Origin of the sequence: Pseudomonas sp. N40(2020), assembly GCF_014472415.1 — a bacterium.
Classification (GTDB): Bacteria; Pseudomonadota; Gammaproteobacteria; order Pseudomonadales; family Pseudomonadaceae; genus Aquipseudomonas.
The window spans coordinates 94,927-119,651 of record NZ_JACSZV010000001.1; the positions used below are offsets into that span (position 1 = coordinate 94,927).

The following is a 24,725-nucleotide window of genomic DNA, read 5'->3' on the forward strand; positions in this document are numbered from 1 at the left end:
GGCGCCCGCTGCATGCGGGCGCCATGCTTTGGCAGCTGACCCAGATGTTGTGGGTCGGTGGTCTCTGGTTGGTTCATTTCGGTTTGCAGCCGGTGTTGGGCAGGATTGGCCTGGCGCCGCTGCTGATCGATGAAGTCGCCAGTGCATTTGAAGTGCTGGTGGTGGGTTTTTCCGCCGCATGCGTTATTTTTCAGGCTTTGGTGCTGGTACAGGCCGAGGGTCTTGGCAGTCTATGGCGGGATTTTCGCGGGCAGGTGCTGTTGATGGCGTTGTATGCGTGCGCGATGTTTATCGCAGTACGAGTCGGCTGGCCGGATGCGCAGCGCTGGCAGGTGTTCAGTTATCTGGTTCTGGGGTTTTCCGGGCTGGTGCTGGTGATGCAGCCGGTGCCGGGATGGAGTGGCAGGGTGCGCGAAGCACACCCTTGACCCTTTTCATCACTTGAAGCGATGAACGTTCGACAGCTGCTTGTTGGCGCTGAAGTTCTTGCGGTAAACCAGTGCCATCTTGCCGATGACCTGCACCAGATCCGCCTTACCGACCTTGCACAGCTCTGCAATGTGCGCGAGGCGTGACTCACGATCGAGGATGTTGAGCTTGATTTTGATCAGCTCGTGATCCGCCAAGGCGCGTTCAAGTTCGGCTAGCACACCTTCAGTCAAACCGTTGTCAGCCACAGTCAAAACCGGTTTCAGGTGATGGCCAATGGATTTGTACTGTTTCTTCTGCTCTGGAGTGAGCGGCATAATCTGACCCTTTCGTCTGGATTCTGTAAAATGGCGGCCATTTTACCCGAGGGTTCGTGGATCCGCCCAATTAATCACGACCCTTATCATCGAGGTGCCCAATGGCGCGTTCCAAGACAAGCCTTGGTTGGCTGAAAAGACATGTCAATGATCCTTACGTGAAGCAGGCGCAGAAGGATGGTTACCGCTCGCGTGCGAGTTACAAGCTTCTGGAAGTCCAGGAGAAATACAAGCTGATCCGCCCTGGCATGAGCGTTGTCGACCTTGGGGCTGCGCCCGGTGGCTGGTCGCAGGTTACCAGTCGGCTGATCGGTGGTCAGGGGCGTCTGATCGCTTCGGACATCCTGGAAATGGACAGCATTCCGGACGTGACTTTTATCCAGGGTGACTTCACCGAAGACACAGTGCTCGCGCGGATCCTTGAAGCTGTGGGTAATTCGCAGGTGGACCTTGTGATTTCCGATATGGCCCCCAATATGAGTGGTACGCCTGAGGTGGACATGCCAAAAGCCATGTTTCTTTGCGAGCTGGCGCTTGATCTGGCGGAACGAATACTCAAGCCGGGTGGAAATTTCGTGATCAAGATTTTTCAGGGCGAAGGGTTTGATGTTTACCTGAAGGATGCTCGTCGGAAATTCGACAAGATCCAGATGATCAAGCCTGACTCTTCCCGTGGCAGTTCCCGCGAGCAATACATGTTGGCTTGGGGCTACCGCGGTCGCAGTGAATAAAACGAGGTTTTTGTGCGGGGTGATAGGTTTTTCGTATTTTGCCCTGCGTGTATAAGCGAATATTGTGTAGAAAGTGTTTCACAAAGGGTTACAGACGGCGCCTGCCAGAGTTGTAGGTAATGTAGTAAGTTAGGCCGGTGAATATCATGCGAAGCGCGCGCCAGTAGCGGAGCTTGCTTCAGAGGGTAGTTAATTGAACGATATGGCAAAGAATCTGATCCTGTGGTTGATCATCGCGGCTGTCCTGGTGACGGTGATGAACAACTTCTCCAGCCCTAACGAGCCGCAGACCCTCAACTATTCCGACTTCATCCAGCAGGTCAAGGATGGCAAGGTCGAGCGCGTAGCGGTTGATGGCTATGTGATTACCGGCAAGCGCAACGATGGCGATAGCTTCAAGACCATTCGTCCGGCGATTCAGGACAATGGCCTGATCGGCGACCTGGTCGACAACCATGTTGTAGTTGAAGGCAAGCAGCCTGAGCAGCAAAGTATCTGGACCCAGCTCCTCGTGGCCAGCTTCCCGATCCTGGTGATCATCGCGGTGTTCATGTTCTTTATGCGCCAGATGCAGGGCGGCGCCGGTGGCAAGGGCGGGCCGATGAGCTTTGGCAAGAGCAAGGCGCGTCTGCTGTCCGAAGATCAGGTGAAAACCACTTTGGCTGACGTTGCCGGTTGCGACGAAGCCAAGGAAGAAGTTGGTGAGCTGGTTGAGTTCCTCCGTGATCCGGGCAAGTTCCAGCGTCTGGGCGGTCGCATTCCTCGCGGTGTGCTGATGGTGGGCCCTCCGGGTACCGGTAAAACCCTGCTGGCCAAGGCAATTGCCGGTGAAGCCAAGGTGCCTTTCTTCACCATCTCCGGTTCCGACTTTGTTGAAATGTTCGTGGGTGTCGGCGCGAGCCGCGTTCGCGACATGTTCGAACAGGCCAAGAAGCACGCGCCTTGCATCATCTTCATCGACGAAATCGACGCTGTCGGTCGTCATCGTGGCGCCGGTATGGGTGGTGGGCACGACGAGCGTGAGCAGACTCTCAACCAGTTGCTGGTTGAGATGGACGGCTTCGAAATGAATGACGGCATCATCGTAATCGCTGCGACCAACCGTCCTGACGTACTCGACCCGGCATTGCTGCGTCCGGGCCGTTTCGACCGTCAGGTCGTGGTCGGTCTGCCGGATATCCGTGGTCGCGAACAGATCCTCAAGGTTCACATGCGTAAAGTGCCAATGGGCGACGACGTTGCTCCGGCCGTTATCGCTCGCGGTACTCCGGGCTTCTCCGGTGCCGACCTTGCCAACCTTGTCAACGAAGCCTCGCTGTTTGCGGCTCGCGCCGGCAAGCGCATCGTCGAGATGAAAGAGTTCGAGCTGGCCAAAGACAAGATCATGATGGGCGCCGAGCGCAAATCGATGGTCATGTCCGAGAAAGAGAAGCAGAACACTGCTTACCACGAAGCTGGCCACGCCATTGTTGGTCGTGTAGTGCCTGAGCATGATCCGGTCTACAAGGTTTCGATCATTCCGCGCGGCCGTGCGTTGGGTGTGACCATGTTCCTTCCGGAAGAAGATCGCTACAGCCTGTCCAAGCGTGCGTTGATCAGCCAGATCTGCTCCCTGTATGGCGGCCGTATTGCTGAGGAAATGACCCTCGGCTTCGATGGTGTGACCACCGGTGCTTCCAACGACATCATGCGTGCCAGCCAGATTGCGCGGAACATGGTGACCAAGTGGGGTTTGTCGGAAAAACTCGGTCCGCTGATGTATGCCGAAGAAGAGGGTGAAGTATTCCTTGGTCGCGGCGGTGGTGGTCAGGCTGCAAGCTTCTCCGGTGAGACAGCCAAACTGATCGACTCCGAAGTGCGCAGCATCATTGATCAGTGCTACGGCACTGCCAAGCAGATCCTCACGGACAACCGTGACAAGCTTGATGCCATGGCAGATGCGCTGATGAAGTACGAAACGATTGATGCCGAGCAGATCGACGACATCATGGCTGGCCGTCCGCCTCGCGAGCCTCGCGACTGGTCGGGAGGCACTGGTGCACCGCCGCCTCCGGTTGTTCAGGATGAGCGTCCGGAAACACCGATTGGCGGTCCGGCTGCTGACGTTTAAGGTTTTTAATGACTTCTGTACAGTCCCTGACCCGGTTGCCTTGCGGCAACCGGGTTCTTGATTTGGCCCGGACGCATGTCATGGGTATTCTCAATGTCACTCCCGATTCGTTCTCCGATGGCGGCCGCTACAGCCAACTCGACGCGGCCTTGCGCCATGCGGAGTCTATGGTTGCGGCTGGTGCGACGCTGATCGACGTGGGTGGTGAGTCCACTCGTCCTGGCGCGCGAGCGGTTTCGCCGCTGGAAGAGCTAGAACGCGTGGCGCCAATCGTTGAGCTGATCAATCGCGAACTCGATGTAATTATCTCGGTAGACACGTCGACCCCCGCCGTGATGCGCGAAACTGCGCGGCTGGGCGCGGGTTTGATCAACGATGTGCGGTCGCTCCGGCGCGATGGCGCACTGGATGCGGCGGCGGCAACGGGCTTGCCGGTCTGCCTCATGCATATGCTCGGTGAGCCGGGTGATATGCAGAACAATCCGCAGTATCAGGATGTCACGCGGGAAGTGGGTGATTTTCTCGCTGAGCGCATGGCTCAATGTGCGCTGGCGGGTATCCCTGCAGACCGGATCGTTCTCGACCCGGGCTTTGGCTTCGCCAAAACCCTGCAGCACAATCTAAGCTTGTTCAAACATATGGAAGCCCTGCATGCGCTGGGCCGGCCATTGCTGGTCGGTGTTTCACGCAAGAGCATGATCGGCCAGGCGCTTAATCGCCCGGTAGGTGAGCGTCTGCATGGTGGTCTAGCACTCGCGGCACTGGCATCTGTCAAAGGCGCGCGTATATTGCGCGTCCATGATGTAGCGGAGACGGTGGACGTGGTGAGAATGATCGCGGCCGTCGAATCAGCCGAATAAGAATGATGGAGCACTTATGAGCAAGAAATACTTTGGTACTGACGGCATTCGTGGCCGAGTCGGGGTATACCCGATTACTCCTGACTTCATGCTTAAACTCGGTTGGGCTGCTGGCATGGCGTTCCGCAAGATGGGCGCGTGCAAGGTGCTGGTCGGCAAGGACACGCGAATCTCCGGCTACATGTTCGAATCGGCTCTAGAGGCTGGCCTGACATCGGCAGGTGCTGATGTGATGCTGCTCGGTCCGATGCCGACGCCGGCGATTGCTTACCTGTCGCGCACTTTCCAGGCTGAGGCCGGCATTGTAATCAGCGCTTCGCACAATCCGCACGATGATAACGGCATCAAGTTCTTCTCTGGTAAAGGCACCAAGCTGCCGGATGAGCTGGAGCTGATGATTGAGGAGTTGCTCGATACGCCAATGACCGTGGTTGAATCGAGCAAGATCGGCAAGGTTTCGCGAATCAATGATGCGTCCGGTCGTTACATTGAATTCTGCAAGAGTAGCGTGCCGACAGGGACCAGCTTTTCCGGTCTCAAGATTGTCATCGACTGCGCCCACGGTGCTACTTATAAAGTTGCCCCAAGCGTTTTTCGTGAGCTTGGCGCGGAAGTTGTCGTGTTGTCGGCCCAGCCCAATGGTCTGAACATCAACGACAACTGTGGCTCAACCCATATGGGGCAGTTGCAGGCGGCCGTCCTGGCTGAGCACGCTGATCTGGGCATCGCTTTTGATGGCGATGGCGATCGGGTTCTGATGGTCGATCACACTGGCACAATCGTTGATGGTGATGACTTGTTGTTCATCATTGCGCGTGATCTGCATGAGCGTGGCAAATTGCAGGGTGGCGTGGTCGGTACTCTGATGAGTAACCTCGGTCTGGAATTGGCCCTCGCTGAACTTTCGATTCCATTTATTCGTGCCAATGTCGGCGACCGCTATGTGATAGCCGAGTTGCTGGAGCGAAATTGGCTGGTCGGTGGTGAGAACTCGGGGCATATCGTTTGCTTCAATCACACCACGACTGGCGACGCGATCATCGCCGCACTGCAGGTGCTGATGTCGCTCAAGACGCGTAATCAAGGTCTGGCGCAAGCCCGGCAAGCACTGCGCAAGTGCCCTCAGGTGCTGATCAATGTGCGTTTTGGTGGTGGCGAAAGCCCGCTGGAGCATCCGGCTGTCAAGGAAGCCAGTGCGCGTGTAACCCAGGCAATGGCGGGGCGCGGCCGTGTGCTTTTGCGCAAGTCCGGCACAGAGCCTCTGGTGCGCGTAATGGTCGAAGGCGAGGATGAAACTCAGGTTCGCAGTTACGCCGAAGAACTGGCAAAACTGGTAACTGAAGTTTCTGCCTGATTCGGCTTGCAAGCCATGATTGTGTTGGGTAACATCTGCGCCCACTTTGACCGACGAGGTACAGCATGCGTCGCCCTATGGTAGCTGGTAACTGGAAGATGCACGGTACCCGCGCCAGCGTCGCTGAGCTGATCAACGGCCTTCGTCATCTGGCCTTGCCTAGCGGTGTTGATGTCGCGGTATTCCCGCCTTGCTTGTATATCAATCAAGTGGTTGATGGCTTGAAAGGCAAGTCGATTTCGGTCGGCGCGCAGAACTCTGCGGTGGAATCCATGCAAGGTGCGTTGACTGGTGAGATTGCGCCGAGTCAGTTGGTGGATGCAGGTTGTTCCCTGGTACTTGTCGGGCATTCCGAGCGCCGTCAGATAATGGGCGAGCGAGACGCAATGCTGAATCGCAAGTTCGCAGCGGCACAGGCATGTGGCTTAATCCCGGTGTTGTGCGTAGGGGAGACCCTCGAGCAGCGCGAAGCTGGTAAAACTCTTGAGGTTGTCGGGCGTCAGCTGGGCAGCATCATCGAGGAGCTGGGTGTAGGTGCCTTTGCCAAGGCAGTCATTGCTTACGAGCCTGTCTGGGCCATTGGTACCGGGCTGACTGCAACGCCGCAACAGGCTCAGGATGTGCATAAAGCCATTCGTGAGCAGTTGGCGGCAGAGAATTCTGAAGTCGCACGAGGTGTGCGGCTTCTATACGGCGGCAGCGTGAAGGCGGCCAATGCGGTCGAACTGTTCGGCATGCCGGATATCGATGGGGGGCTCATTGGTGGGGCTTCCCTGAATGCAGATGAGTTCGGTGCGATCTGTCGCGCCGCGGGAAACTGAAAAAATGCTGGAAACAGTCGTAGTCGTTTTTCATCTGCTGGGTGCATTGGGCGTAGTTGCTCTGGTTTTGCTGCAGCAGGGTAAAGGTGCGGATGCTGGTGCGTCTTTCGGAGCAGGTGCTTCAAATACTGTGTTCGGAAGCCAAGGTTCCTCTACCTTTCTTAGTAAGTTTACTGCTATACTTGCCGCCGGTTTCTTCATAACCAGCCTGGGGTTAGGTTACTTTGCTAAAGAGAAGGCTCATCAGCTGACTCAAGCAGGATTGCCAGATCCAGCGGTTTTGGAAGTACCTAAGCAACAACAACCGGCTTCTGATGATGTACCGGTGCTTCAAGAGCAAAAGTCGGCTACTCCAGCGACTGACGTACCTCCAGCTCAAGAGCAGAAGTAAGAAGGGTTTCAAAAGTAGTTTTGCCGAGGTGGTGGAATTGGTAGACACGCAACCTTGAGGTGGTTGTGCCCATAGGGTGTAGGGGTTCGAGTCCCCTTCTCGGTACCAATTAGTCAGGAGAGCCCGCTGTTGCGGGCTTTCTTGCAGGTGGAAGGTTACATTGACCCTATAAGGGATCGGTCGTATACTTCCGCCCCAGCTTTGTCGCGGGGTGGAGCAGTCTGGTAGCTCGTCGGGCTCATAACCCGAAGGTCGTCGGTTCAAATCCGGCCCCCGCAACCAGTTTTAGGAGCCCCTTTTAAGGGGCTTTTTGTTAGCTGGACACTTTCAACGCCGCTGTTCGACGGCGTTTCAAGGATGGGCGTTATGCCCATTTTTTTATTTTGCATAGCATGCACATATCATGCACTAGGGGGTTCAGGTGTCGAGCAAGCTAGAAGAGTTGCAGGCCTTGCTGGCCCCGGTGGTCGTGGCCCTAGGCTATGAATGCTGGGGTATCGAGTTTTCGGCTCAGGGTCGTCACTCGATGTTGCGCGTTTATATCGATAAAGAGGGTGGCGTGCTGGTGGACGATTGCGCCATTGTCAGCCGTCAGATCAGCGGTGTTCTGGATGTTGAAGATCCGATCGCTGTTGAATACACCCTCGAAGTTTCCTCGCCTGGCATGGAGCGCCCACTGTTCACTATTGAGCAGTTTGCAAAATTTGCCGGTGAACAAGTGAAGATCAAGCTGCGCTCGCCTTTTGAAGGTCGACGCAACTTTCAGGGCCTTCTGCGCGGTGTAGAAGAGCAGGACGTCGTGGTGCGGGTAGATGACCATGAGTTCCTGTTGCCGATCGATATGATCGACAAGGCCAACATTATTCCCAGTTTTGACTGAGACGCGGATCCCGCGGATCCAATGGCTTGCGAAAGGCGAGGCGTACGATGAGCAAAGAAGTACTGCTGGTTGTTGAGTCGGTATCCAATGAAAAGGGCGTACCGGCAAGCGTAATTTTTGAAGCGCTGGAGCTGGCCCTGGCCACTGCTACCAAAAAGCGTTTTGAAGACGAAGTTGACCTGCGTGTGGAAATTAACCGCCACACCGGTTCTTACGAAACTTTCCGTCGCTGGACGGTCGTCGAAGAGAATGATCTCGACGATCCGGCTATCGAAACCTGGCCAACCAAGGTTGCCGAAACGCATCCTGGTGCCAAGGTTGGCGACGTCGTTGAAGAAAAAATCGATTCTATCGAGTTCGGCCGCATTGCTGCGCAGACTGCCAAGCAAGTCATCGTGCAGAAAGTGCGTGAAGCCGAGCGCGCTCAAGTGGTTGACGCCTATCGCGAGCGCCTGGGAGAAATCATCTCCGGCACCGTGAAGAAAGTCACCCGCGACAACGTGATCGTCGATCTGGGCAATAACGCTGAAGCGTTGCTGGCCCGTGAAGACATCATCTCTCGCGAAACCTTCCGTGTCGGCGTGCGTCTGCGTGCGCTGCTCAAGGAAATCCGCACCGAGAACCGCGGCCCGCAGCTGATCCTGTCGCGTACCGCGCCGGAAATGCTGATCGAGCTGTTCCGCATCGAAGTGCCGGAAATTGCCGAAGGCCTGATCGAAGTAATGGCTGCGTCCCGTGATCCGGGTTCGCGCGCCAAGATCGCCGTTCGCTCGAAGGACAAACGCATTGACCCGCAGGGCGCTTGCATCGGTATGCGCGGTTCGCGCGTCCAGGCAGTGTCGGGTGAGTTGGGCGGTGAGCGTGTTGATATCGTCCTGTGGGACGACAACCCGGCTCAGTTCGTAATCAACGCCATGTCCCCGGCCGAGGTTGCGGCAATTATCGTTGACGAAGATGCCCACGCCATGGACATCGCCGTTGGCGCAGACAATCTGGCTCAGGCCATCGGTCGTGGTGGTCAGAACGTGCGTCTGGCAAGCCAGTTGACTGGCTGGACCCTGAACGTGATGACCGAATCGGACATCCAGGCTAAGCAGCAAGCAGAAACCGGCGACATCCTGCGCAACTTCATCGACGAGCTGGAAGTCGACGAAGATCTGGCACAGGTGCTGGTAGATGAAGGCTTCACCAGCCTGGAAGAGATTGCCTACGTACCGTTGGAAGAAATGCTCAACATCGACGGCTTTGACGAAGACACCGTCAACGAGCTTCGCGCTCGTGCCAAGGATCGTTTGTTGACCAAAGCCATCGCTACTGAGGAAAAGCTGGCAGACGCCCATCCGGCCGAAGACCTGCTCTCGCTTGAGGGTATGGACAAGGATTTGGCGATGGAACTGGCGGTGCGCGGCGTAATTACCCGCGAAGACCTGGCCGAGCAGTCTATTGACGATCTGCTCGACATCGACGGCATTGACGATGATCGTGCCGGCAAGTTGATCATGGCCGCCCGAGCCCATTGGTTCGAGTAATTAGGCGCGGCCTGAGGAGAGAAGTGCATGACGCAAGTCACGGTGAAACAACTGGCCGATGAGGTCAAAACACCGGTAGAGCGCCTGTTGCAGCAGATGCGTGAGGCAGGTCTGCCGCACACCGCCGCCGAAGAAAATGTGACTGACAGTGAGAAGCAATCCCTGCTGACTCACTTGAAGAGCAGCCACAAGGCGAAAGTGGAAGAACCACGCAAGATCACGCTGCAGCGTAAAACCACCAGCACCCTGCGTGTGGCTGGTAGCAAGAGCATCAGCGTTGAAGTTCGCAAAAAGAAAGTTTTCGTACAGCGTAGCCCGGAAGAAATCGAAGCCGAGCGCAAGCGTGAACTGGATGAGCGTCGCGCAGTAGAAAATGCTACGCGCCAGAAGGCTGAAGAAGAAGCCAAGCAGCGCGCCGAAGAAGAAGCGCGCCGCCAGCCTGCTGCTGCGCAAGCCGCTACTAACGACGCCGCTTCGGCGCCGGCCGCAGTTGCTGAGCCAGTACGCGAAAGCGCACCGGTAGCCGCTGCTCCAGCACCGTCTGCTGACGTTCGTAACAAGCAGAACGAGCAGCGCCGTCCGGACAAACCACGTGCCGATGACAACAATCGTCGCAGTGGCGGTGGTGATGGCGAGCGTAAAAACGCTCCGCATCGCGCATCGGTCAAAGAGAAAGCGCCAGCACCACGTGTCGCGCCACGTACTACCGACGAAGAAAGCGATGGCTTCCGTCGTGGTGGTCGCGGCAAGGCCAAGCTGAAGAAGCGCAACGCTCACGGTTTCCAGAGTCCAACCGGCCCTGTCGTGCGTGATGTGCAGATCGGCGAGACCATCACCGTTGGCGATCTCGCCAATCAGATGTCGGTCAAGGCTGCTGAAATCATCAAGTTCATGTTCAAACTGGGTACTCCAGCGACCATCAACCAGGTGCTTGATCAGGAAACTGCTCAGCTGGTAGCCGAAGAGCTGGGCCACAAAGTGACCCTGGTCAGCGACACCGCTCTGGAAGATTCCCTGGCCGAGTCCCTGAAGTTTGAAGGTGAGTCGTTCTCCCGTGCACCAGTCGTGACCGTAATGGGCCACGTTGACCACGGTAAGACCTCGCTGCTCGACTACATCCGTCGTGCCAAGGTTGCTGCTGGCGAAGCCGGCGGTATCACCCAGCACATCGGTGCGTACCACGTTGAAACCGAACGCGGCATGGTCACTTTCCTCGACACCCCGGGTCACGCCGCGTTTACCGCAATGCGTGCCCGTGGCGCCAAGGCGACCGACATCGTGATTCTGGTCGTTGCAGCCGATGACGGCGTAATGCCGCAGACCATTGAAGCTGTTCAGCACGCAGTAGCGGCTGGCGTTCCACTGGTGGTTGCAGTGAACAAGATCGACAAGCCGGGCGCTGATCTTGATCGCATCCGTAGTGAACTGTCGGTTCACGGCGTGACGTCGGAAGAGTGGGGCGGTGATACGCCGTTCGTACCGGTTTCGGCGAAAGTCGGTACTGGTGTGGACGAACTGCTCGAAGCTGTTCTGCTGCAAGCCGAAGTTCTCGAACTGAAAGCGACCCCATCGGCTCCTGGCCGTGGTGTTGTGGTTGAATCGCGTCTCGACAAAGGTCGTGGCCCGGTTGCAACCGTTCTGGTTCAAGACGGTACCCTGCGCCAAGGCGACATGGTTCTGGTCGGTTCGAACTATGGCCGCGTTCGCGCCATGCTCGACGAGAACGGCAAGCCAATCAAGGAAGCCGGTCCTTCCATCCCTGTCGAGATCCTCGGCCTGGACGGTACCCCGGACGCTGGCGACGAGATGAGCGTAGTTGCAGACGAGAAGAAAGCCCGTGAAGTGGCTCTGTTCCGTCAAGGCAAGTTCCGCGAAGTCAAACTGGCTCGCGCTCACGCCGGCAAGCTGGAAAACATCTTCGAAAACATGGGTCAGGCAGAGAAGAAGACGCTCAACATCGTCCTCAAATCCGACGTCCGTGGTTCGCTGGAAGCTTTGCAGGGCGCTCTGAATGGCCTGGGCAACGACGAAGTGCAAGTGCGCGTAGTCGGCGGCGGTGTCGGTGGTATCACCGAATCCGACGCTAACCTGGCACTGGCTTCCAACGCTGTACTGTTTGGCTTCAACGTGCGTGCCGATGCTGGCGCTCGCAAGATCGTCGAGCAGGAAGGTCTGGATATGCGTTACTACAACGTGATCTACGACATCATCGAAGACGTCAAGAAAGCCCTGACCGGTATGCTCGGCAGCGATGTTCGCGAGAACATCCTGGGTATCGCCGAAGTGCGTGACGTGTTCCGTTCGCCGAAGTTTGGCGCGATCGCAGGCTGCATGGTGATCGAAGGTGTTGTGCACCGTAACCGTCCGATCCGTGTACTGCGTGAAGACATCGTTATCTTCGAAGGCGAGCTGGAATCCCTGCGCCGCTTCAAGGATGACGCTTCCGAAGTACGTGCCGGCATGGAATGCGGTATCGGCGTGAAGAGCTACAACGACGTCAAAGTCGGTGACAAGATCGAAGTCTTCGAGAAGGTTCAGGTTGCTCGCAGCCTCTAACTCGCGCACTTCAAGGGCCACGTCGAGCCGCCGCATGCAGATGCGCGCCACGGCGTCAGGACTCTAAACGCAACGCCCGGTCTGGCTTTTGTCAGGCCGGGCGTTTGCCGCTTTCAGACCTTGCGGGTTTCACCGTGGGGCAGTAACAGGTAACAAGTCATGGCAAAAGAATACAGCCGTACCCAACGTATCGGCGATCAGATGCAGCGTGAGCTGGCCCAACTGATCCGTCGTGAAGTCAAAGATCCGCGCGTCGGCCTGGTCACCATTACCGCTGTGGAAGTCAGCCGTGACGTCGGTCACGCAAAGATTTTCATCACCGTAATGGGGCAGGACAATGCTGAAGATATCGCGCAAAGCATCAAGGTCCTGAATGCCGCTGCGGGTTTCCTGCGTATGCAACTGGCCCGCGAAATGAAGCTGCGCAGCGTGCCGCAATTGCACTTCCACTACGACGAATCCGTCGTGCGGGGTGCGCACCTGTCGGCCCTGATCGAGCGTGCCGTTGCTGAAGACAATCAGCACCCGGCAGTTGCTGAACCTGAAGACACCAAGGAGTAATTCGGTGGCTCAGGTCAAACGTATCCGTCGTAACGTCAGCGGTATCATTCTGCTCGACAAGCCGCTGGGGTTCACCTCCAACGCCGCGTTGCAGAAGGTTCGCTGGCTGCTCAACGCCGAGAAGGCCGGGCACACCGGCAGTCTCGATCCACTGGCCAGCGGTGTGTTGCCGTTGTGCTTCGGCGAAGCGACCAAGTTTTCGCAATACCTGCTCGATTCCGACAAGGCTTATGAAACCCTGGCGCAACTGGGCAAGACCACCACCACGGCGGATGCCGAAGGTGAGGTTTTGCAGGAACGCCCGGTGACCGTTGGTCGCGCCGATGTCGAGGCTGTCTTGCCGAAATTTCGCGGCCAAATCAGTCAGATACCGCCGATGTACTCCGCGCTCAAGCGTGATGGCCAGCCGCTGTACAAGCTGGCCCGTGCAGGCGAAGTAGTGGAGCGTGAACCGCGTTCTGTTACTATTGCGCGCTTGGAATTACTGGCCTTCGAAGGCGATACTGCGCGACTTGCGGTGGATTGCAGCAAGGGCACCTATATTCGCACCCTCGTGGAGGATATCGGTGAGCAACTCGGTTGTGGTGCGTACGTCGCAGAATTGCGCCGTACCCAGGCCGGGCCTTTCACCCTGGCGCAGACCGTGACCCTCGAAGAGCTCGAAGCGGTACATGCCGAAGGCGGCAACGAAGCGGTCGACCGCTTCCTGATGCCATCGGACAGCGGCCTGCAGGATTGGCCGCTGTTGCACTTCTCGGAAGCGAGCGCGTTCTACTGGCTCAACGGCCAGCCGGTACGTGCCCCGGATGCTCCGAAGTTCGGCATGGTGCGGGTACAGGATCACAATGGTCGCTTCATCGGTATCGGTGAAGTGAGCGAAGACGGGCGTATCGCGCCGCGTCGCTTGATTCGGTCAGAATGACCGGAACCGGCCTGTGTAACAGCAGGTCGGCGAGTGTGGCTGTTAACAGGCACGGTCACGACTCATTTATAGATACAGGGATTTGTCCCTGGCCTGTTGAAGCTGTTTCCCTGAAACAGTTTCCTGATAAAAGGATTGCCTCATGGCTCTCGACGTTCAAGAAAAAGCTCAAATCGTTGCTGACTACCAGCAAGCTGTTGGTGACACTGGTTCGCCAGAAGTGCAAGTTGCACTGCTGACCCACAACATCAACAAACTGCAAGGTCACTTCAAGGCCAACGGTAAAGATCACCACTCCCGTCGTGGTCTGATCCGCATGGTAAACCAGCGCCGTAAGCTGCTGGACTACCTGAAAGGCAAGGATCTGGGTCGTTACCAGACTCTGATCGGTCGCCTGGGTCTGCGTCGCTAATCAGCGATTGCGCTATGAGGTTGGTTGTCTGCAAGGCGTCAGCGGTTTACCGCTGGCGCCTTGCAGGCTCCCAGCCTCAAGTTTTATCTGGATACACGTTTTACCCTGGACAGGCGTTGGGCCGACTCCCGACATTGCCCAAGAATTTCGCAAGAAACCAGTTCCCCCAAGAGCCACAAAGAAGGTAGGACACCGTGAACCCGGTAATCAAAAAATTCCAGTTCGGTCAGTCGACCGTTACCCTCGAGACTGGCCGTATCGCCCGTCAGGCCTCCGGCGCAGTATTGGTCACCGTTGACGACGACGTCAGCGTATTGGTGACTGTTGTTGGTGCCAAGCAAGCCGATCCGGGCAAGGGCTTCTTCCCTCTGTCCGTTCACTACCAGGAAAAGACTTACGCTGCCGGTAAGATCCCTGGCGGTTTCTTCAAGCGTGAAGGCCGTCCTTCCGAGAAAGAAACCCTGACTTCCCGACTGATCGACCGTCCGATCCGTCCGCTGTTCCCAGAAGGCTTCATGAACGAAGTGCAGGTTGTCTGCACTGTCGTTTCCACCAGCAAGAAGACCGATCCGGACATCGCTGCGATGATCGGTACCTCGGCTGCCCTGGCTATCTCGGGTATCCCGTTCGACGGCCCGATCGGCGCCGCTCGCGTAGCGTTCCACGAAAGCACCGGCTACCTGCTGAACCCGACTTACGAGCAGCAAGCTGCTTCGAGCCTGGACATGGTCGTTGCCGGTACTTCCGACGCTGTGCTGATGGTTGAATCGGAAGCCAAAGAGCTGACCGAAGACCAGATGCTGGGCGCGGTACTGTTTGCTCACGACGAGTTCCAGGTTGTGATCAACGCCGTTAAAGAACTGGCTGCTGAAGCTGCCAAGCCAACCTGGACCTGGGCTCCTGCGCCAGAAGCTACCGAACTGCTGAACGCAATCCGTTCCGAGTTCGGCGAAGCGATCTCCCAGGCTTACACCATCACCATCAAGGCCGACCGTTACGCTCGCCTGGGTGAGCTGAAGGATCAGGTGGTTGCCAAGCTGTCCGGTGAAGAAGGCCAGCCTTCGTCCAGCGAAGTCAAAGCTGCATTCGGCGAAATCGAATACCGCACCGTTCGCGAAAACATCGTAAACGGCAAGCCACGTATCGACGGCCGCGACACCCGCACCGTACGTCCGCTGAACATTGAAGTTGGCGTTCTGCCGAAGACCCACGGTTCGGCCCTGTTCACCCGTGGTGAAACCCAGGCTCTGGTAGTTGCGACCCTCGGCACCGCCCGTGACGCACAGCTGCTGGATACCCTGGAAGGCGAGAAAAAAGACCCGTTCATGCTGCACTACAACTTCCCTCCGTTCTCGGTAGGCGAGTGTGGTCGCATGGGTGGTGCTGGTCGTCGTGAAATCGGTCACGGCCGTCTGGCCCGTCGTTCGGTTTCGGCCATGCTGCCTGCCGCTGACGTGTTCCCGTACACCATCCGCGTGGTTTCGGAAATCACCGAATCCAACGGTTCGAGCTCGATGGCTTCCGTCTGCGGCGCTTCCCTGGCTCTGATGGACGCTGGCGTACCGATGAAGGCACCGGTTGCCGGTATCGCGATGGGTCTGGTTAAGGAAGGCGACAAGTTCGCAGTCCTGACCGACATCCTCGGCGACGAAGACCACTTGGGCGACATGGACTTCAAAGTAGCCGGTACCGCCAAAGGTGTGACCGCGCTGCAGATGGACATCAAGATCAAGGGCATCACCGAAGAGATCATGGAAATCGCTCTGGGCCAAGCCCTGGAAGCGCGCCTGAACATCCTCGGTCAGATGAACCAGATCATCGGCCAGTCGCGTACCGAACTGTCGGCCAACGCTCCGACCATGATCGCGATGAAGATCGACACCGACAAGATCCGTGACGTTATCGGTAAAGGTGGCGCGACCATCCGTGCGATCTGCGAAGAAACCAAGGCTTCGATCGATATCGAAGACGACGGTTCGATCAAGATCTTCGGCGAAACCAAGGAAGCGGCTGAAGCAGCTCGTCAGCGCGTTCTGGGTATCACTGCTGAAGCCGAGATCGGCAAGATCTACGTCGGCAAGGTTGAGCGCATCGTCGACTTCGGCGCATTCGTCAACATCCTGCCGGGCAAGGACGGTCTGGTTCACATCTCGATGCTGAGCGACGCTCGTGTTGAGAAAGTGACCGACATCCTGAAAGAAGGCCAGGAAGTGGAAGTGCTGGTACTGGACGTGGACAACCGCGGCCGTATCAAGCTGTCCATCAAAGACGTGGCAGCGGCCAAGGCTTCGGGCGTTTAATCACCCGAACGCTTTAGCGCAATAAAAATGCCCCGCCGTGAAAACGGTGGGGCATTTTTTTGTCTGCTGTAAAGCAACAGTGCCCCAGTCAAGTTGCCGGAGTCCAGGACCGGTGCTAGGTTTAGCCCACCGCCCGTGTAGCTCAGCCGGTAGAGCAGCGCACTCGTAACGCGAAGGTCGCAGGTTCGATTCCTGTCTCGGGCACCACCTCCGCAATTTCACCCTCCGATTCATGTTCCGCAGGTCAGCTTTTTGTGCAAGAGATGTAAAGAGCCGTGTAATTCGTCATGCAAACATCCTATATTCGGTGCCTGCATGAGCATCGCTTAGCAGTTTTCAGATGATCCCGAATGGTTCCGAAGGCCGGGCTAACCGCGTCAGAGAGATCCTTGATGATCCAGATCCATCTTCCATTCCTAAGATCAGCGAGAACGCCATGACCGAATCAACTCAAGAGCAACGCCACAAACAAGCGCTGGAGAAATACAAACTCGACGCGCCCCAGTTGATGGACGAGATCAAGGACTTGAGTGCCGATGATCAGAAAGACCAGATCCAGTGGGCATTCGAAGATGAAGCCGAGGCTCAGGGTTTGCAGCCGTGGGAACTGACGCTCAAGTACACCAGCACGCCTGAAGAGTTCGAGGCTCAGCGTCTCGTATTGCACAAAGAGGCTGCCGACGTACTGGGCGTCGAGTGGGAAGAGTACTGCGAGATGAACAATCTGGTGGTTTGAAAAAAAAAACGCCAGCCTCAACCAGGCTGGCGTTTTTTATGGCGTGCAGTCTTCAGAGGCTCAGACGCATCGACAGATCCACCGCCTTCACATCCTTGGTCATCGCACCAATCGAGATGTAATCCACTCCGGTTTCGGCGATCGGCAACAGTGTGCTTTCGTTGATCCCGCCGCTGGCTTCCAGTTTGGCCTTGCCGCCGTTCAGGCTCACCGCTTCGCGCATGTCGTCCAGGCTCAGTTCGTCGAGCATGATGATGTCGGCGCCGGCCGCCAGAGCTTCTTTCAGCTCATCCAGGCTTTCCACTTCGATTTCCACCGGTTTGCCCGGGGCAATCCTGTGCGCGGCTTCAATGGCTTGCGCAATGCCACCGCTGGCAGCGATGTGGTTTTCCTTGATCAGAAAGGCGTCGTACAGGCCGATGCGATGGTTGTGGCAGCCACCGCAGGTCACGGCGTATTTCTGCGCCAGACGCAGGCCTGGCAGGGTCTTGCGGGTGTCGAGCAGCTTGACCTGGGTTTCGGCGACGAAGTCCGCCAGATACTGCGCGCGGGTTGCCACGCCCGAGAGTAATTGCAGGAAGTTCAGGGCGCTGCGTTCACCGGTCAACAGCGAACGGGCCGGGCCTTCCAGGTGAAACAGTGGCTGATTGGGTTTGACCCGCTCGCCATCGACCACTTGCCAATGCACCGCCACACGTGGATCGAGCTGGCGAAACACCGTATCTACCCAAGCAGTGCCGCAGATGACGGCGTCGTCGCGCGTGATGATGGTGGCTTTGGCCAGGCGTTCGGCCGGGATCAGTTGCGCGGTGATGTCGCCGCTGCCGATGTCTTCGAGCAACGCACGGCGCACGTTGGCTTCGATTTCGGCGGTCAAATCGGCGAGACGTAGATTCGGCATAACGGGCTCCACAAACAAAGTGATTCGATTATAGGGGCATGGCACGAGCCAACCCAAGGCGATAACTCGCCTGCTTGACTGCATCTGGTCGATTTTCTTTGAGCAAACAGTGTTCGCACGTGGTCAGTGGAAGGTGTCCGGGGCATAGGGGAAACCCTGACGCCTATGGCGCCGGGGATAACTTTTGCAAGATAATTCGCCTTGCGTTTGACGTCATAGCTTTGACGTTGCCATCGATGTTGCTGATCAACGAAAGAATCACCGTTTCAGGAGGCTTGGATGCACAAAGACGGGAAAGTAGTGCCTTTGCACAAGGCCGCTACCGATCAGGCGAATCATTCGCCGCTCGCCCGCCTGCCTGTGATTCTGCTTCAGGTTCGCGACAAGGCTGCTCAGCAATTGCGCCACGGTCTGCAGGAGCTGTTCGACAATGCCGACGACACCCTGTTCGAAATGGCCGACCGGGCGCGCAACGACGTCGAACAGAACATTTTCTTCGAAGCCATGCGCGACCTGCGCCTCAAGCGCAAAAACATCGAGCGCGGCTTTCTTGAGCAGTTCTTCGAGGCTTTTGTCGGCCTCACTCAAAACGATTCTGCGCACAACGCGCTTCCGCGCACTTTGCTATACGAAGAATCCGCGCCGCGCACCGATGACATGGAGCGCAATGTGGCCGTAGAGACCATGGTCGGCCGCGTGCTCAAGCGTGATGGCTTCGCGCTCGATCAACTGACCGCGCGTCTCAGTGCATTGCTCGGCAATCCCCTCGACGACCAGCACAACCCGCTCGGTCCGGCGCTGCTCTGCGAATATTTCCTTCAGGCCGGGCGCAATCTGGGCGTGGAGATCAAGGTCAAGCTGATCCTGCTCAAACTGTTCGAACGCTATGTATTGGCGGACACCGAACAGCTGTATGCCGAAGCCAATCAGTTGCTCAGCGCCACTGGCGTGTTGCCCGAATTGAAACCGGTGCCCGCGCGCCGCGCTATCGATCGCGCAGTGGCCGACGTGAACAGCGAAGAAAGTAACGATCCGCCGCCAGCAGACGAAGGTGTGCAGGAAGTCTTTGCCGCGTTGCAGGAGTTGCTGTTGCACGTGCGCGGCAGCGTTGCGCCGATTCTGGAGCCGAGCGCTGCGGCTCAACCCATCTCCACCCGCGACCTGCTGCGCCTGCTCTCGCACTTGCAGCAATATGTGCCGGCGCTGGCTTCACAGGACGACTTCGATCTGCGTAACCAACTTGAACAACTGCTTACGCGGGTCAGCGTCAAAAGTGGCAAATCGCGGATCGTCGGCGGCGCTGATGAAGACGTGATCAACCTGATTGCCATGGTGTTCGACTACATTCTTGACGATCGCAATGTCCCGGACTCGCTCAAGGCTCTGATCGCCCGTTTGCAGATTCCGATGCTCAAGGTGGCGGTGCTCGACAAGAGTTTCTTCAGTCGCAGCAGCCATCCGGCGCGTCGCTTGCTCAATGAAATTGCCGAAGCGGCGATGGGTTGGGGTGATTGCGACGGTGAGACGCGTGACAGCTTGTACCTGCGAATCGAGCAGGTGGTGCAGCGCTTGCTCACAGACTTTGTCGATGATCCGGCGATTTTTTCCGAATTGCTCGCCGACTTCCTCGCCTTCACCAGTGATGAACGCCGTCGCAGCGAGTTGCTCGAACAGCGTCTGCGGGATGCCGAAGAAGGTCGGGCGAAAACCGAGTTGGCCCGTCGACGGGTCGAGCAAGCTTTGAATCAGGCACTGTTGGGCAAAGTCCTGCCACCGTCGGTGGTGACATTCGTCCAGAACGCCTGGAGCAAAGTGCTGCTGCTGACCGGCCTCAAGCATGGCGAGCAGTCTGCCGAGTGGCAGGCTGATGTGCAGACTCTGGAACAACTGATCTGGAGTGTGCAGCGTCATGACGATACCGAGTCCGGCATGCGTTTGTTGGCGCTGGTACCGGGGTTGCTGAAATCGCTGCGTGATGGTTTGAGCAGATCGGCATTCGATCCGTTTGCCACCAGCGAATTCTTCAGCGAGCTGGAAGCGCTTCACGTACGGGTGCTTGAACCTTCAACTGTGGCCGATGAAGCGGCGCCGGCGCTGATCGAGGTGTCGCAGCAGATCCGGTTGCAAACCGCAGATGAAGGCGTGATGGCGCTGGCATCGGCGCGCTCGTCCCGCGACGACGCAGGCCTGCAACAGGTCGATCAACTGCGTGTGGGCAGTTGGGTAGTGTTTCAGGAAGAAGATGAACACACCCTGCGCTGCAAACTCGCGGCGATCATCGACGTCACCGACAAATACGTCTTTGTCGACCGCACCGGGATGAAAGTGCTGGAGCGCAGCCGCATCGGATTGGCCCTTGAATTCCAGCGCGGTGCGGTGCGCGCGCTCGATGACACCCTGCTGTTCGACCGCGCGCTGGAGTCGGTCCTCGGCAATCTGCGACGACTCAATCGCGCCAAGTGATCGCGCGCCGGGGGCCGATCACGGCATACTGGGCGCCAACACAGTCGGCGTTGAAGGAATCGGTATGCAGTTGGATCCCGCTAGCGGGTGGTGTCACGGGGTGCAGGCCTGCCCATCGCCCAACTTCAATGAACGCCCTGCGGGCGAAATTTCCCTGTTGGTGATCCACAACATCAGCCTGCCACCCGCGCAGTTCGCCACCGGCAAGGTGCAGGAATTTTTCCAGAATCGTCTGGATGTCACCGAACATCCTTACTTTGCAGGGATTGCCGACCTACGGGTCTCCGCGCATTTTCTGATCGAACGTGACGGCAAGGTCACCCAGTTTGTCTCCTGTCTTGAGCGGGCGTGGCATGCGGGCGTGTCGATGTTCGAGGGGCGCGAAACCTGTAACGATTTTTCTGTGGGCATCGAGCTTGAAGGCACCGATGATCTGCCGTTCACCGACGCGCAGTATCAGGCGCTGACCGTGCTGACCCGCCAGTTGCAAAGCGCATTTCCGGCCATCACCGGCGCACGTATTTGCGGACACAGCGACATTGCACCCGGGCGCAAGACCGATCCTGGCCCGGCATTCGACTGGGCGCGTTACCGCGCGGCCCTGGCACAAGAGGAAGGACAATGAGTTTTCTGGTGTTACTGCTGGCGGTCTGGATCGAGAAATTCTCGGCCTTGCGCCATCGGGTTCAACGCGATGGCGGATGGATCCGCGAACTGAACAAACTCGAAAGCAGCGAGCGTCTGGCCAAACAGCCCTGGCTGGTGCTGACGATTCTGGTGTTGCTGCCGTTGGCGTTGCTGGGTCTGTTGCTGGTTGTGCTGGAACCCGTGGCATACGGCCTGCTGGCCCTGCCGGTGCATTTGCTGGTGGTGATTTACAGCCTGGGGCGTGGTGACTTGCTCGGCGGGCTCGGGCCGTTCCGCGATGCCTGGCGGCGCGAGGATCTGCAAGCGGCGGCGCATGTGGCCAAGCGTGATCTGGATATCTGCGCCGACAGCGGCGAGCAATTGCTCGACCGGGTGCAGGGGCATCTGTTGTGGCAGGCCTACCAGAGCTTCTTCGCGGTGATCTTCTGGTATTTCGTGCTCGGCCCGGTGGCGGCGCTGGCCTATCGCTTGTTGGCGCTGGCCGAAGAGCACGGTCAGAACCCGGCGCTGGTCGAGCGTGCCACGCAACTGCGCCACGCCTTCGACTGGGTGCCTGTGCGCTTGCTGGCGGCGAGTTTTGCGTTGGTCGGCAACTTCGTCGCGGTCAGCCGAGTGATGCTGCATGAGTTGCTGAACTGGAACATCAGTGCTGCACAACTGATCAACAAGGTCGGATTGGCAGCGGGGGAGATCCCGGCTCCTGCCGTTGGGCCTGAAGGCATCAACACCCTCGATTGCCTGTGGGAATTGCTGCTGCGCGCGGCGGTGCTGTGGTATGCCGGGTTTGCCTTGTGGACGGTGCTGATTCACTGATTGATGGTGCCGAGGGAGCAAACTCCCTCGGCACACGCCACCGTTAACCTTAAGTTACAAAACCTCCCTCCGATTTGAGCTATACAGAGATAGCGCCCGATGGTGGCTATCTGCTGTCTCTGCGCGCCTGCCAATAAAAACAAGAAAAACCAAGGGAGACTTCCAGTGAAGAGCTTGCTCTATCCCGCCGTCTCGCTGATGAACCGTCTGAGCTTCGGCATGAAGTTCAGCCTGATCAGCGTGCTGTTCCTGGTGCCAATGCTGGTGACCAATTTCTATCTGGTGCGCGATTCCTATCGCGAATTTCAGGGCACCCGCGTCGAGCTGCAAAGCCTCGACCTGCTGGGCAGCAGCCTGAGCCTGCGTCGGGATCTGGAAACCCTCAACAACCTGGTGCAGATCAACGTCACCCTCGGCCAGTCCGGCAAGGCTGGCAATGTCGAAGCGCAGATCAGCACCCTCGAACAAGCCGTTCTGGCGCGCCTGCAAGGGCTGACGGCAATGACCGACGATCCTGAGCAGATCAAGGTGTTCGACGGTAAACGCGATGAAATGATTGCCGCGTTCAAAGCCCAGCAAGCGGAAAACTCCCTGCAAAGCAAAAGTGCCTTGATCGGCAAGTTGCTGGCCAGTGCGCAGATTTTCAGCCAGATCATCACCGGTCAGGCTGGCCTGAGTCGCGACAATCAGGGTGACATCCGTCAGCTCAGCGAACTCGTTACCTTGATAACACCGACCGTTACCCAGACCCTCGGCGAAGGCCGGGCGATGGGGTCGTATTCGCTGGGGCAGGGTTTTCTCAACAGTTCGTCGAGCACCCGTTTTGATGAACTGCTGGTGCAGATCGAAAAGCTTCAAGCTGAATATGGCCTGAAGCTACAGGACGCCCTCGGCTCCAGCAAAGCGGCGCACGAAACACTCAGCGCTCAGGCCGAGACGAGTAAAGCGTCGCTTAAACAGGCCAGCGAATTGTTCGAAGAGCAAGTGGTGATGGCCGACACCCTCGACGCACCGTGGCAGGCGTTTTACGACCAGATCACCGGGCTGATCGACAAGACCTACCAGCTCGACGAAGCCTCCCTGAAATTCCTCGACACGCAATTGCAGCAACGTCTGGCGCAAAACCGCACGCACATGGTCTTGCAAGCTGTGGCGTTGTCGGTGGTGTTTGTGCTGATTTTCTATCTCTACGGCGGTTTCTACGCCTCGACTCGCACCACACTCAAACGCCTTGGCGCGATGATGGACAAGGTTGCGGCCGGCGACATGACCGTCAACTTCAAGGCCAGCAGCCGCGATGAGCTGGGTGAATTGGGCGAAGTGTTCAATGGCACGGTGAGGAAAATTCACGACTTGATCGAGCGCGTCGGCCACACCGTTGGCGAAGTCGAGCGTCAGGCCGCGCAGGTTGAAAATGTCTCGGCGCAAAGCAATCAGGCCGTTGCCGGGCAGCGCACGCAGATAGAACAAGTGGCGACGGCGATGAACCAGATGTCGGCGACCTCACTGGAGGTGGCGCGCAGTGCCGCAGCGGCGGTGAGCAGCGCCCACAGCGTGAATGACGAGACCGTCAATGGTCGTGGTCTGGTGGAGTCGCAGCAGGGCAGCATTGCCGCGCTGGCCAGCGAGATCGATCAATCGGTGCGGGTGATCAATCAACTCGCGAGTGACAGCCAGTCGATCAGCCGCGTACTGGAAGTGATCAAGAGCATCGCCGAACAGACCAACCTGCTGGCACTCAACGCTGCGATCGAAGCCGCTCGCGCCGGGGAACAGGGGCGCGGTTTTGCCGTGGTCGCGGATGAAGTGCGCACGTTGGCCAAACGCACGCAGCAGTCGACCGAAGAAATCGAGCAGATGATCGCCAAGCTCCACGGCGGCGTCGGTGCGGCGGTGAAGGCTATGGGCATCAGCCATCAGATGGCCAACGGCACGGTCGGGCAGTCGGAGAAGGTTCAGCAGGCGTTGGAAAACATCCTTGGCGCGGTGGGCATGATCGTCGATCAGAACCAGCAGATTGCCGCTGCGGTGGAGCAGCAGACAGCGGTGGCCCATGACATCGACCAGAACATCGTCGAGATCAACCGTGCCGGCGAACGCACGGCGCAGGGCGCGCATCAGACTGAAGATGCGAGTCGGGCGTTGTCCGCTCAGGTCGTGGAACTCAAACAGCTGATCAGCGCCTTCCGTGTGTAGCGTGTACACAGCTAAATTACCAGCCGAACACTTCGCAGCTGTTGGCAGTGCTGGTAGCAGCCAATTGCTGCGCGCTGATATTCATCAGTTGCGCGAGCACTGCACAAATCGCTGGCAGATGCGCCGGGCTGTTGCGCTGACCGGGAAACATCGCGGGCGCCATGTCCGGTGAATCGGTTTCCAGCACGATCGAATCCAGCGGCAGATCCGCCAGTACTCGATGCATGCGCAGCGCCTGCGGCCAGGTCGGCGCGCCGCCTAAACCCAGTTTGAAACCGAGTTTGATGTACTCGCGCGCCTCTTCGCGACTGCCGGCAAAGGCGTGGATGATCCCGGCCCGCTTCAAACGAAAACGCTTGAGCGTGGCAATCACCGCCGCGTGGCTGCGGCGCACATGAATCAGCGCCGGTAATGCAAAGTCCGCCGCCAGTTGCAGTTGCGCTTCGAACAGCGCCTGCTGGCGCTCGCGGTCAAGGGTTTCGATGAAGTAGTCCAGACCGATCTCACCCACCGCACACAACTGTCGATGACCGCGCAGCCGCGTCAGCCAGTCGCCGAGTGCCTTTACATCTTCGGGGCGGTGCTGATCGAGATAAACCGGGTGCAGACCGAACGTCGCGTACAACTCGGGATCGCTCTGCACCAGATCCCACACCCGCTGCCAATTACCTTCACAGACCCCCAGCACCACCATCCGCCGCACCCCGAGGGCGCGGCTTTCCGTCAGCAACTGCGAACGGTCGGCGTCGAAGTCGGGGAAGTCCAGGTGGGTGTGGCTGTCGATCAGCTCCACGG

General features: G+C 57.9%; 22 protein-coding genes and 3 tRNA genes. 22 read left to right on the forward strand and 3 right to left on the reverse strand.

Annotated elements, in window-relative coordinates; genetic code table 11:
* Positions 1-23: 23 nt before the first annotated feature.
* Entirely contained in the window at positions 24-428 is a 405-nt protein-coding gene (locus IAI51_RS00560) for an MFS transporter (protein ID WP_187676713.1), read from the forward strand.
* Positions 429-437: 9 nt separating this feature from the next.
* On the opposite strand, the gene IAI51_RS00565 is transcribed toward IAI51_RS00560, so the two are convergent.
* Positions 438-746, reverse strand: coding sequence for a YhbY family RNA-binding protein (locus tag IAI51_RS00565; RefSeq protein WP_016771761.1), 309 nt, complete (start codon positions 744-746; stop codon positions 438-440).
* Positions 747-847: 101 nt separating this feature from the next.
* Here IAI51_RS00565 and rlmE point away from each other — a divergent pair, with 101 nt between their 5' ends.
* From rlmE to IAI51_RS00650, 17 genes are all read left to right on the forward strand, one after another.
* On the forward strand, positions 848-1,477 hold the full coding sequence (gene rlmE, locus IAI51_RS00570; protein WP_187676714.1) for a 23S rRNA (uridine(2552)-2'-O)-methyltransferase RlmE: 630 nt from the start codon (positions 848-850) through the stop codon (positions 1,475-1,477).
* A gap of 202 nt (positions 1,478-1,679) precedes the next feature.
* Entirely contained in the window at positions 1,680-3,587 is a 1,908-nt protein-coding gene (gene ftsH, locus IAI51_RS00575; RefSeq protein WP_187676878.1) for an ATP-dependent zinc metalloprotease FtsH, read from the forward strand.
* Between the two features lie 8 nt (positions 3,588-3,595).
* Complete coding sequence (gene folP, locus IAI51_RS00580; RefSeq protein ID WP_187676715.1) at positions 3,596-4,447, forward strand: dihydropteroate synthase; 852 nt, start codon at positions 3,596-3,598, stop codon at positions 4,445-4,447.
* A 16-nt stretch (positions 4,448-4,463) separates the two neighbouring features.
* Complete coding sequence (glmM, locus tag IAI51_RS00585) at positions 4,464-5,801, forward strand: phosphoglucosamine mutase (protein WP_187676716.1); 1,338 nt, start codon at positions 4,464-4,466, stop codon at positions 5,799-5,801.
* Positions 5,802-5,866: 65 nt separating this feature from the next.
* Positions 5,867-6,622: a triose-phosphate isomerase gene (gene tpiA, locus IAI51_RS00590; RefSeq protein WP_187676717.1), complete on the forward strand. Its 756-nt coding sequence runs from the start codon at positions 5,867-5,869 to the stop codon at positions 6,620-6,622.
* 4 nt (positions 6,623-6,626) lie between these two features.
* Positions 6,627-7,013: a preprotein translocase subunit SecG gene (gene secG, locus IAI51_RS00595; RefSeq protein ID WP_027610782.1), complete on the forward strand. Its 387-nt coding sequence runs from the start codon at positions 6,627-6,629 to the stop codon at positions 7,011-7,013.
* Positions 7,014-7,035: 22 nt separating this feature from the next.
* Positions 7,036-7,121: transfer RNA gene (locus IAI51_RS00600), tRNA-Leu, on the forward strand.
* Positions 7,122-7,218: 97 nt separating this feature from the next.
* Positions 7,219-7,295: transfer RNA gene (locus IAI51_RS00605), tRNA-Met, on the forward strand.
* A gap of 139 nt (positions 7,296-7,434) precedes the next feature.
* Complete coding sequence (rimP, locus tag IAI51_RS00610) at positions 7,435-7,893, forward strand: ribosome maturation factor RimP (protein ID WP_187676718.1); 459 nt, start codon at positions 7,435-7,437, stop codon at positions 7,891-7,893.
* Between the two features lie 47 nt (positions 7,894-7,940).
* Positions 7,941-9,422, forward strand: a complete 1,482-nt coding sequence (gene nusA, locus IAI51_RS00615; protein ID WP_187676719.1) for a transcription termination factor NusA — start codon at positions 7,941-7,943, stop codon at positions 9,420-9,422.
* 27 nt (positions 9,423-9,449) lie between these two features.
* A complete protein-coding gene (infB, locus tag IAI51_RS00620) occupies positions 9,450-11,978 on the forward strand; it encodes a translation initiation factor IF-2 (RefSeq protein ID WP_187676720.1) in 2,529 nt (842 codons plus the stop codon).
* 159 nt (positions 11,979-12,137) lie between these two features.
* Positions 12,138-12,539 carry a 30S ribosome-binding factor RbfA gene (gene rbfA / locus IAI51_RS00625; RefSeq protein WP_095191053.1) on the forward strand — a complete coding sequence of 134 codons (402 nt, stop codon included), beginning with the start codon at positions 12,138-12,140 and terminating at the stop codon, positions 12,537-12,539.
* Between the two features lie 4 nt (positions 12,540-12,543).
* Entirely contained in the window at positions 12,544-13,461 is a 918-nt protein-coding gene (gene truB / locus IAI51_RS00630) for a tRNA pseudouridine(55) synthase TruB (protein ID WP_187676721.1), read from the forward strand.
* Positions 13,462-13,603: 142 nt separating this feature from the next.
* Complete coding sequence (gene rpsO / locus IAI51_RS00635) at positions 13,604-13,873, forward strand: 30S ribosomal protein S15 (protein WP_003177875.1); 270 nt, start codon at positions 13,604-13,606, stop codon at positions 13,871-13,873.
* A 194-nt stretch (positions 13,874-14,067) separates the two neighbouring features.
* Positions 14,068-16,173, forward strand: coding sequence for a polyribonucleotide nucleotidyltransferase (pnp, locus tag IAI51_RS00640; protein WP_187676722.1), 2,106 nt, complete (start codon positions 14,068-14,070; stop codon positions 16,171-16,173).
* 131 nt (positions 16,174-16,304) lie between these two features.
* A tRNA-Thr gene (locus IAI51_RS00645) sits at positions 16,305-16,380 on the forward strand.
* A 229-nt stretch (positions 16,381-16,609) separates the two neighbouring features.
* Positions 16,610-16,909, forward strand: coding sequence for a DUF6388 family protein (locus tag IAI51_RS00650; protein WP_187676723.1), 300 nt, complete (start codon positions 16,610-16,612; stop codon positions 16,907-16,909).
* A 52-nt stretch (positions 16,910-16,961) separates the two neighbouring features.
* Here the strand turns inward: IAI51_RS00650 and nadC are convergent, their stop codons facing one another.
* The gene (gene nadC, locus IAI51_RS00655; protein WP_187676724.1) at positions 16,962-17,810 is read right to left on the reverse strand and encodes a carboxylating nicotinate-nucleotide diphosphorylase; all 849 of its coding nucleotides are present in this window, start codon (positions 17,808-17,810) and stop codon (positions 16,962-16,964) included.
* Positions 17,811-18,089: 279 nt separating this feature from the next.
* Between nadC and IAI51_RS00660 the strand changes: the two genes are divergently transcribed.
* From IAI51_RS00660 to IAI51_RS28105, 4 genes are all read left to right on the forward strand, one after another.
* Positions 18,090-20,273 (forward strand): DUF1631 domain-containing protein, encoded by a 2,184-nt coding sequence (locus IAI51_RS00660; protein ID WP_187676725.1) that lies wholly within the window; start codon positions 18,090-18,092, stop codon positions 20,271-20,273.
* 64 nt (positions 20,274-20,337) lie between these two features.
* Entirely contained in the window at positions 20,338-20,898 is a 561-nt protein-coding gene (gene ampD, locus IAI51_RS00665) for a 1,6-anhydro-N-acetylmuramyl-L-alanine amidase AmpD (RefSeq protein ID WP_187676726.1), read from the forward strand.
* Complete coding sequence (ampE, locus tag IAI51_RS00670; RefSeq protein WP_187676727.1) at positions 20,895-21,734, forward strand: regulatory signaling modulator protein AmpE; 840 nt, start codon at positions 20,895-20,897, stop codon at positions 21,732-21,734. The genes ampD and ampE overlap by 4 nt, the downstream gene beginning before the upstream one ends.
* 1,491 nt (positions 21,735-23,225) lie before the next feature.
* Positions 23,226-23,930, forward strand: a complete 705-nt coding sequence (locus tag IAI51_RS28105; protein ID WP_410457990.1) for a methyl-accepting chemotaxis protein — start codon at positions 23,226-23,228, stop codon at positions 23,928-23,930.
* A 16-nt stretch (positions 23,931-23,946) separates the two neighbouring features.
* On the opposite strand, the gene IAI51_RS00680 is transcribed toward IAI51_RS28105, so the two are convergent.
* Positions 23,947-24,723 carry a TatD family hydrolase gene (locus IAI51_RS00680; RefSeq protein WP_187676729.1) on the reverse strand — a complete coding sequence of 259 codons (777 nt, stop codon included), beginning with the start codon at positions 24,721-24,723 and terminating at the stop codon, positions 23,947-23,949.
* Positions 24,724-24,725 lie beyond the last annotated feature (2 nt).

Bases quoted from the DNA above. Each gene is read 5' to 3' on its own strand.
- IAI51_RS00560 (WP_187676713.1), top strand. From the start codon at position 24: ATGCTTTGGCAGCTGACCCAGATGTTGTGGGTCGGTGGTCTCTGGTTG.
- IAI51_RS00565 (WP_016771761.1), bottom strand. From the start codon at position 746: ATGCCGCTCACTCCAGAGCAGAAGAAACAGTACAAATCCATTGGCCAT.
- rlmE (WP_187676714.1), top strand. From the start codon at position 848: ATGGCGCGTTCCAAGACAAGCCTTGGTTGGCTGAAAAGACATGTCAAT.
- ftsH (WP_187676878.1), top strand. From the start codon at position 1,680: ATGGCAAAGAATCTGATCCTGTGGTTGATCATCGCGGCTGTCCTGGTG.
- folP (WP_187676715.1), top strand. From the start codon at position 3,596: ATGACTTCTGTACAGTCCCTGACCCGGTTGCCTTGCGGCAACCGGGTT.
- glmM (WP_187676716.1), top strand. From the start codon at position 4,464: ATGAGCAAGAAATACTTTGGTACTGACGGCATTCGTGGCCGAGTCGGG.
- tpiA (WP_187676717.1), top strand. From the start codon at position 5,867: ATGCGTCGCCCTATGGTAGCTGGTAACTGGAAGATGCACGGTACCCGC.
- secG (WP_027610782.1), top strand. From the start codon at position 6,627: ATGCTGGAAACAGTCGTAGTCGTTTTTCATCTGCTGGGTGCATTGGGC.
- nusA (WP_187676719.1), top strand. From the start codon at position 7,941: ATGAGCAAAGAAGTACTGCTGGTTGTTGAGTCGGTATCCAATGAAAAG.
- infB (WP_187676720.1), top strand. From the start codon at position 9,450: ATGACGCAAGTCACGGTGAAACAACTGGCCGATGAGGTCAAAACACCG.
- rbfA (WP_095191053.1), top strand. From the start codon at position 12,138: ATGGCAAAAGAATACAGCCGTACCCAACGTATCGGCGATCAGATGCAG.
- rpsO (WP_003177875.1), top strand. From the start codon at position 13,604: ATGGCTCTCGACGTTCAAGAAAAAGCTCAAATCGTTGCTGACTACCAG.
- IAI51_RS00650 (WP_187676723.1), top strand. From the start codon at position 16,610: ATGACCGAATCAACTCAAGAGCAACGCCACAAACAAGCGCTGGAGAAA.
- nadC (WP_187676724.1), bottom strand. From the start codon at position 17,810: ATGCCGAATCTACGTCTCGCCGATTTGACCGCCGAAATCGAAGCCAAC.
- IAI51_RS00660 (WP_187676725.1), top strand. From the start codon at position 18,090: ATGCACAAAGACGGGAAAGTAGTGCCTTTGCACAAGGCCGCTACCGAT.
- ampD (WP_187676726.1), top strand. From the start codon at position 20,338: ATGCAGTTGGATCCCGCTAGCGGGTGGTGTCACGGGGTGCAGGCCTGC.
- ampE (WP_187676727.1), top strand. From the start codon at position 20,895: ATGAGTTTTCTGGTGTTACTGCTGGCGGTCTGGATCGAGAAATTCTCG.
- IAI51_RS28105 (WP_410457990.1), top strand. From the start codon at position 23,226: ATGTCGGCGACCTCACTGGAGGTGGCGCGCAGTGCCGCAGCGGCGGTG.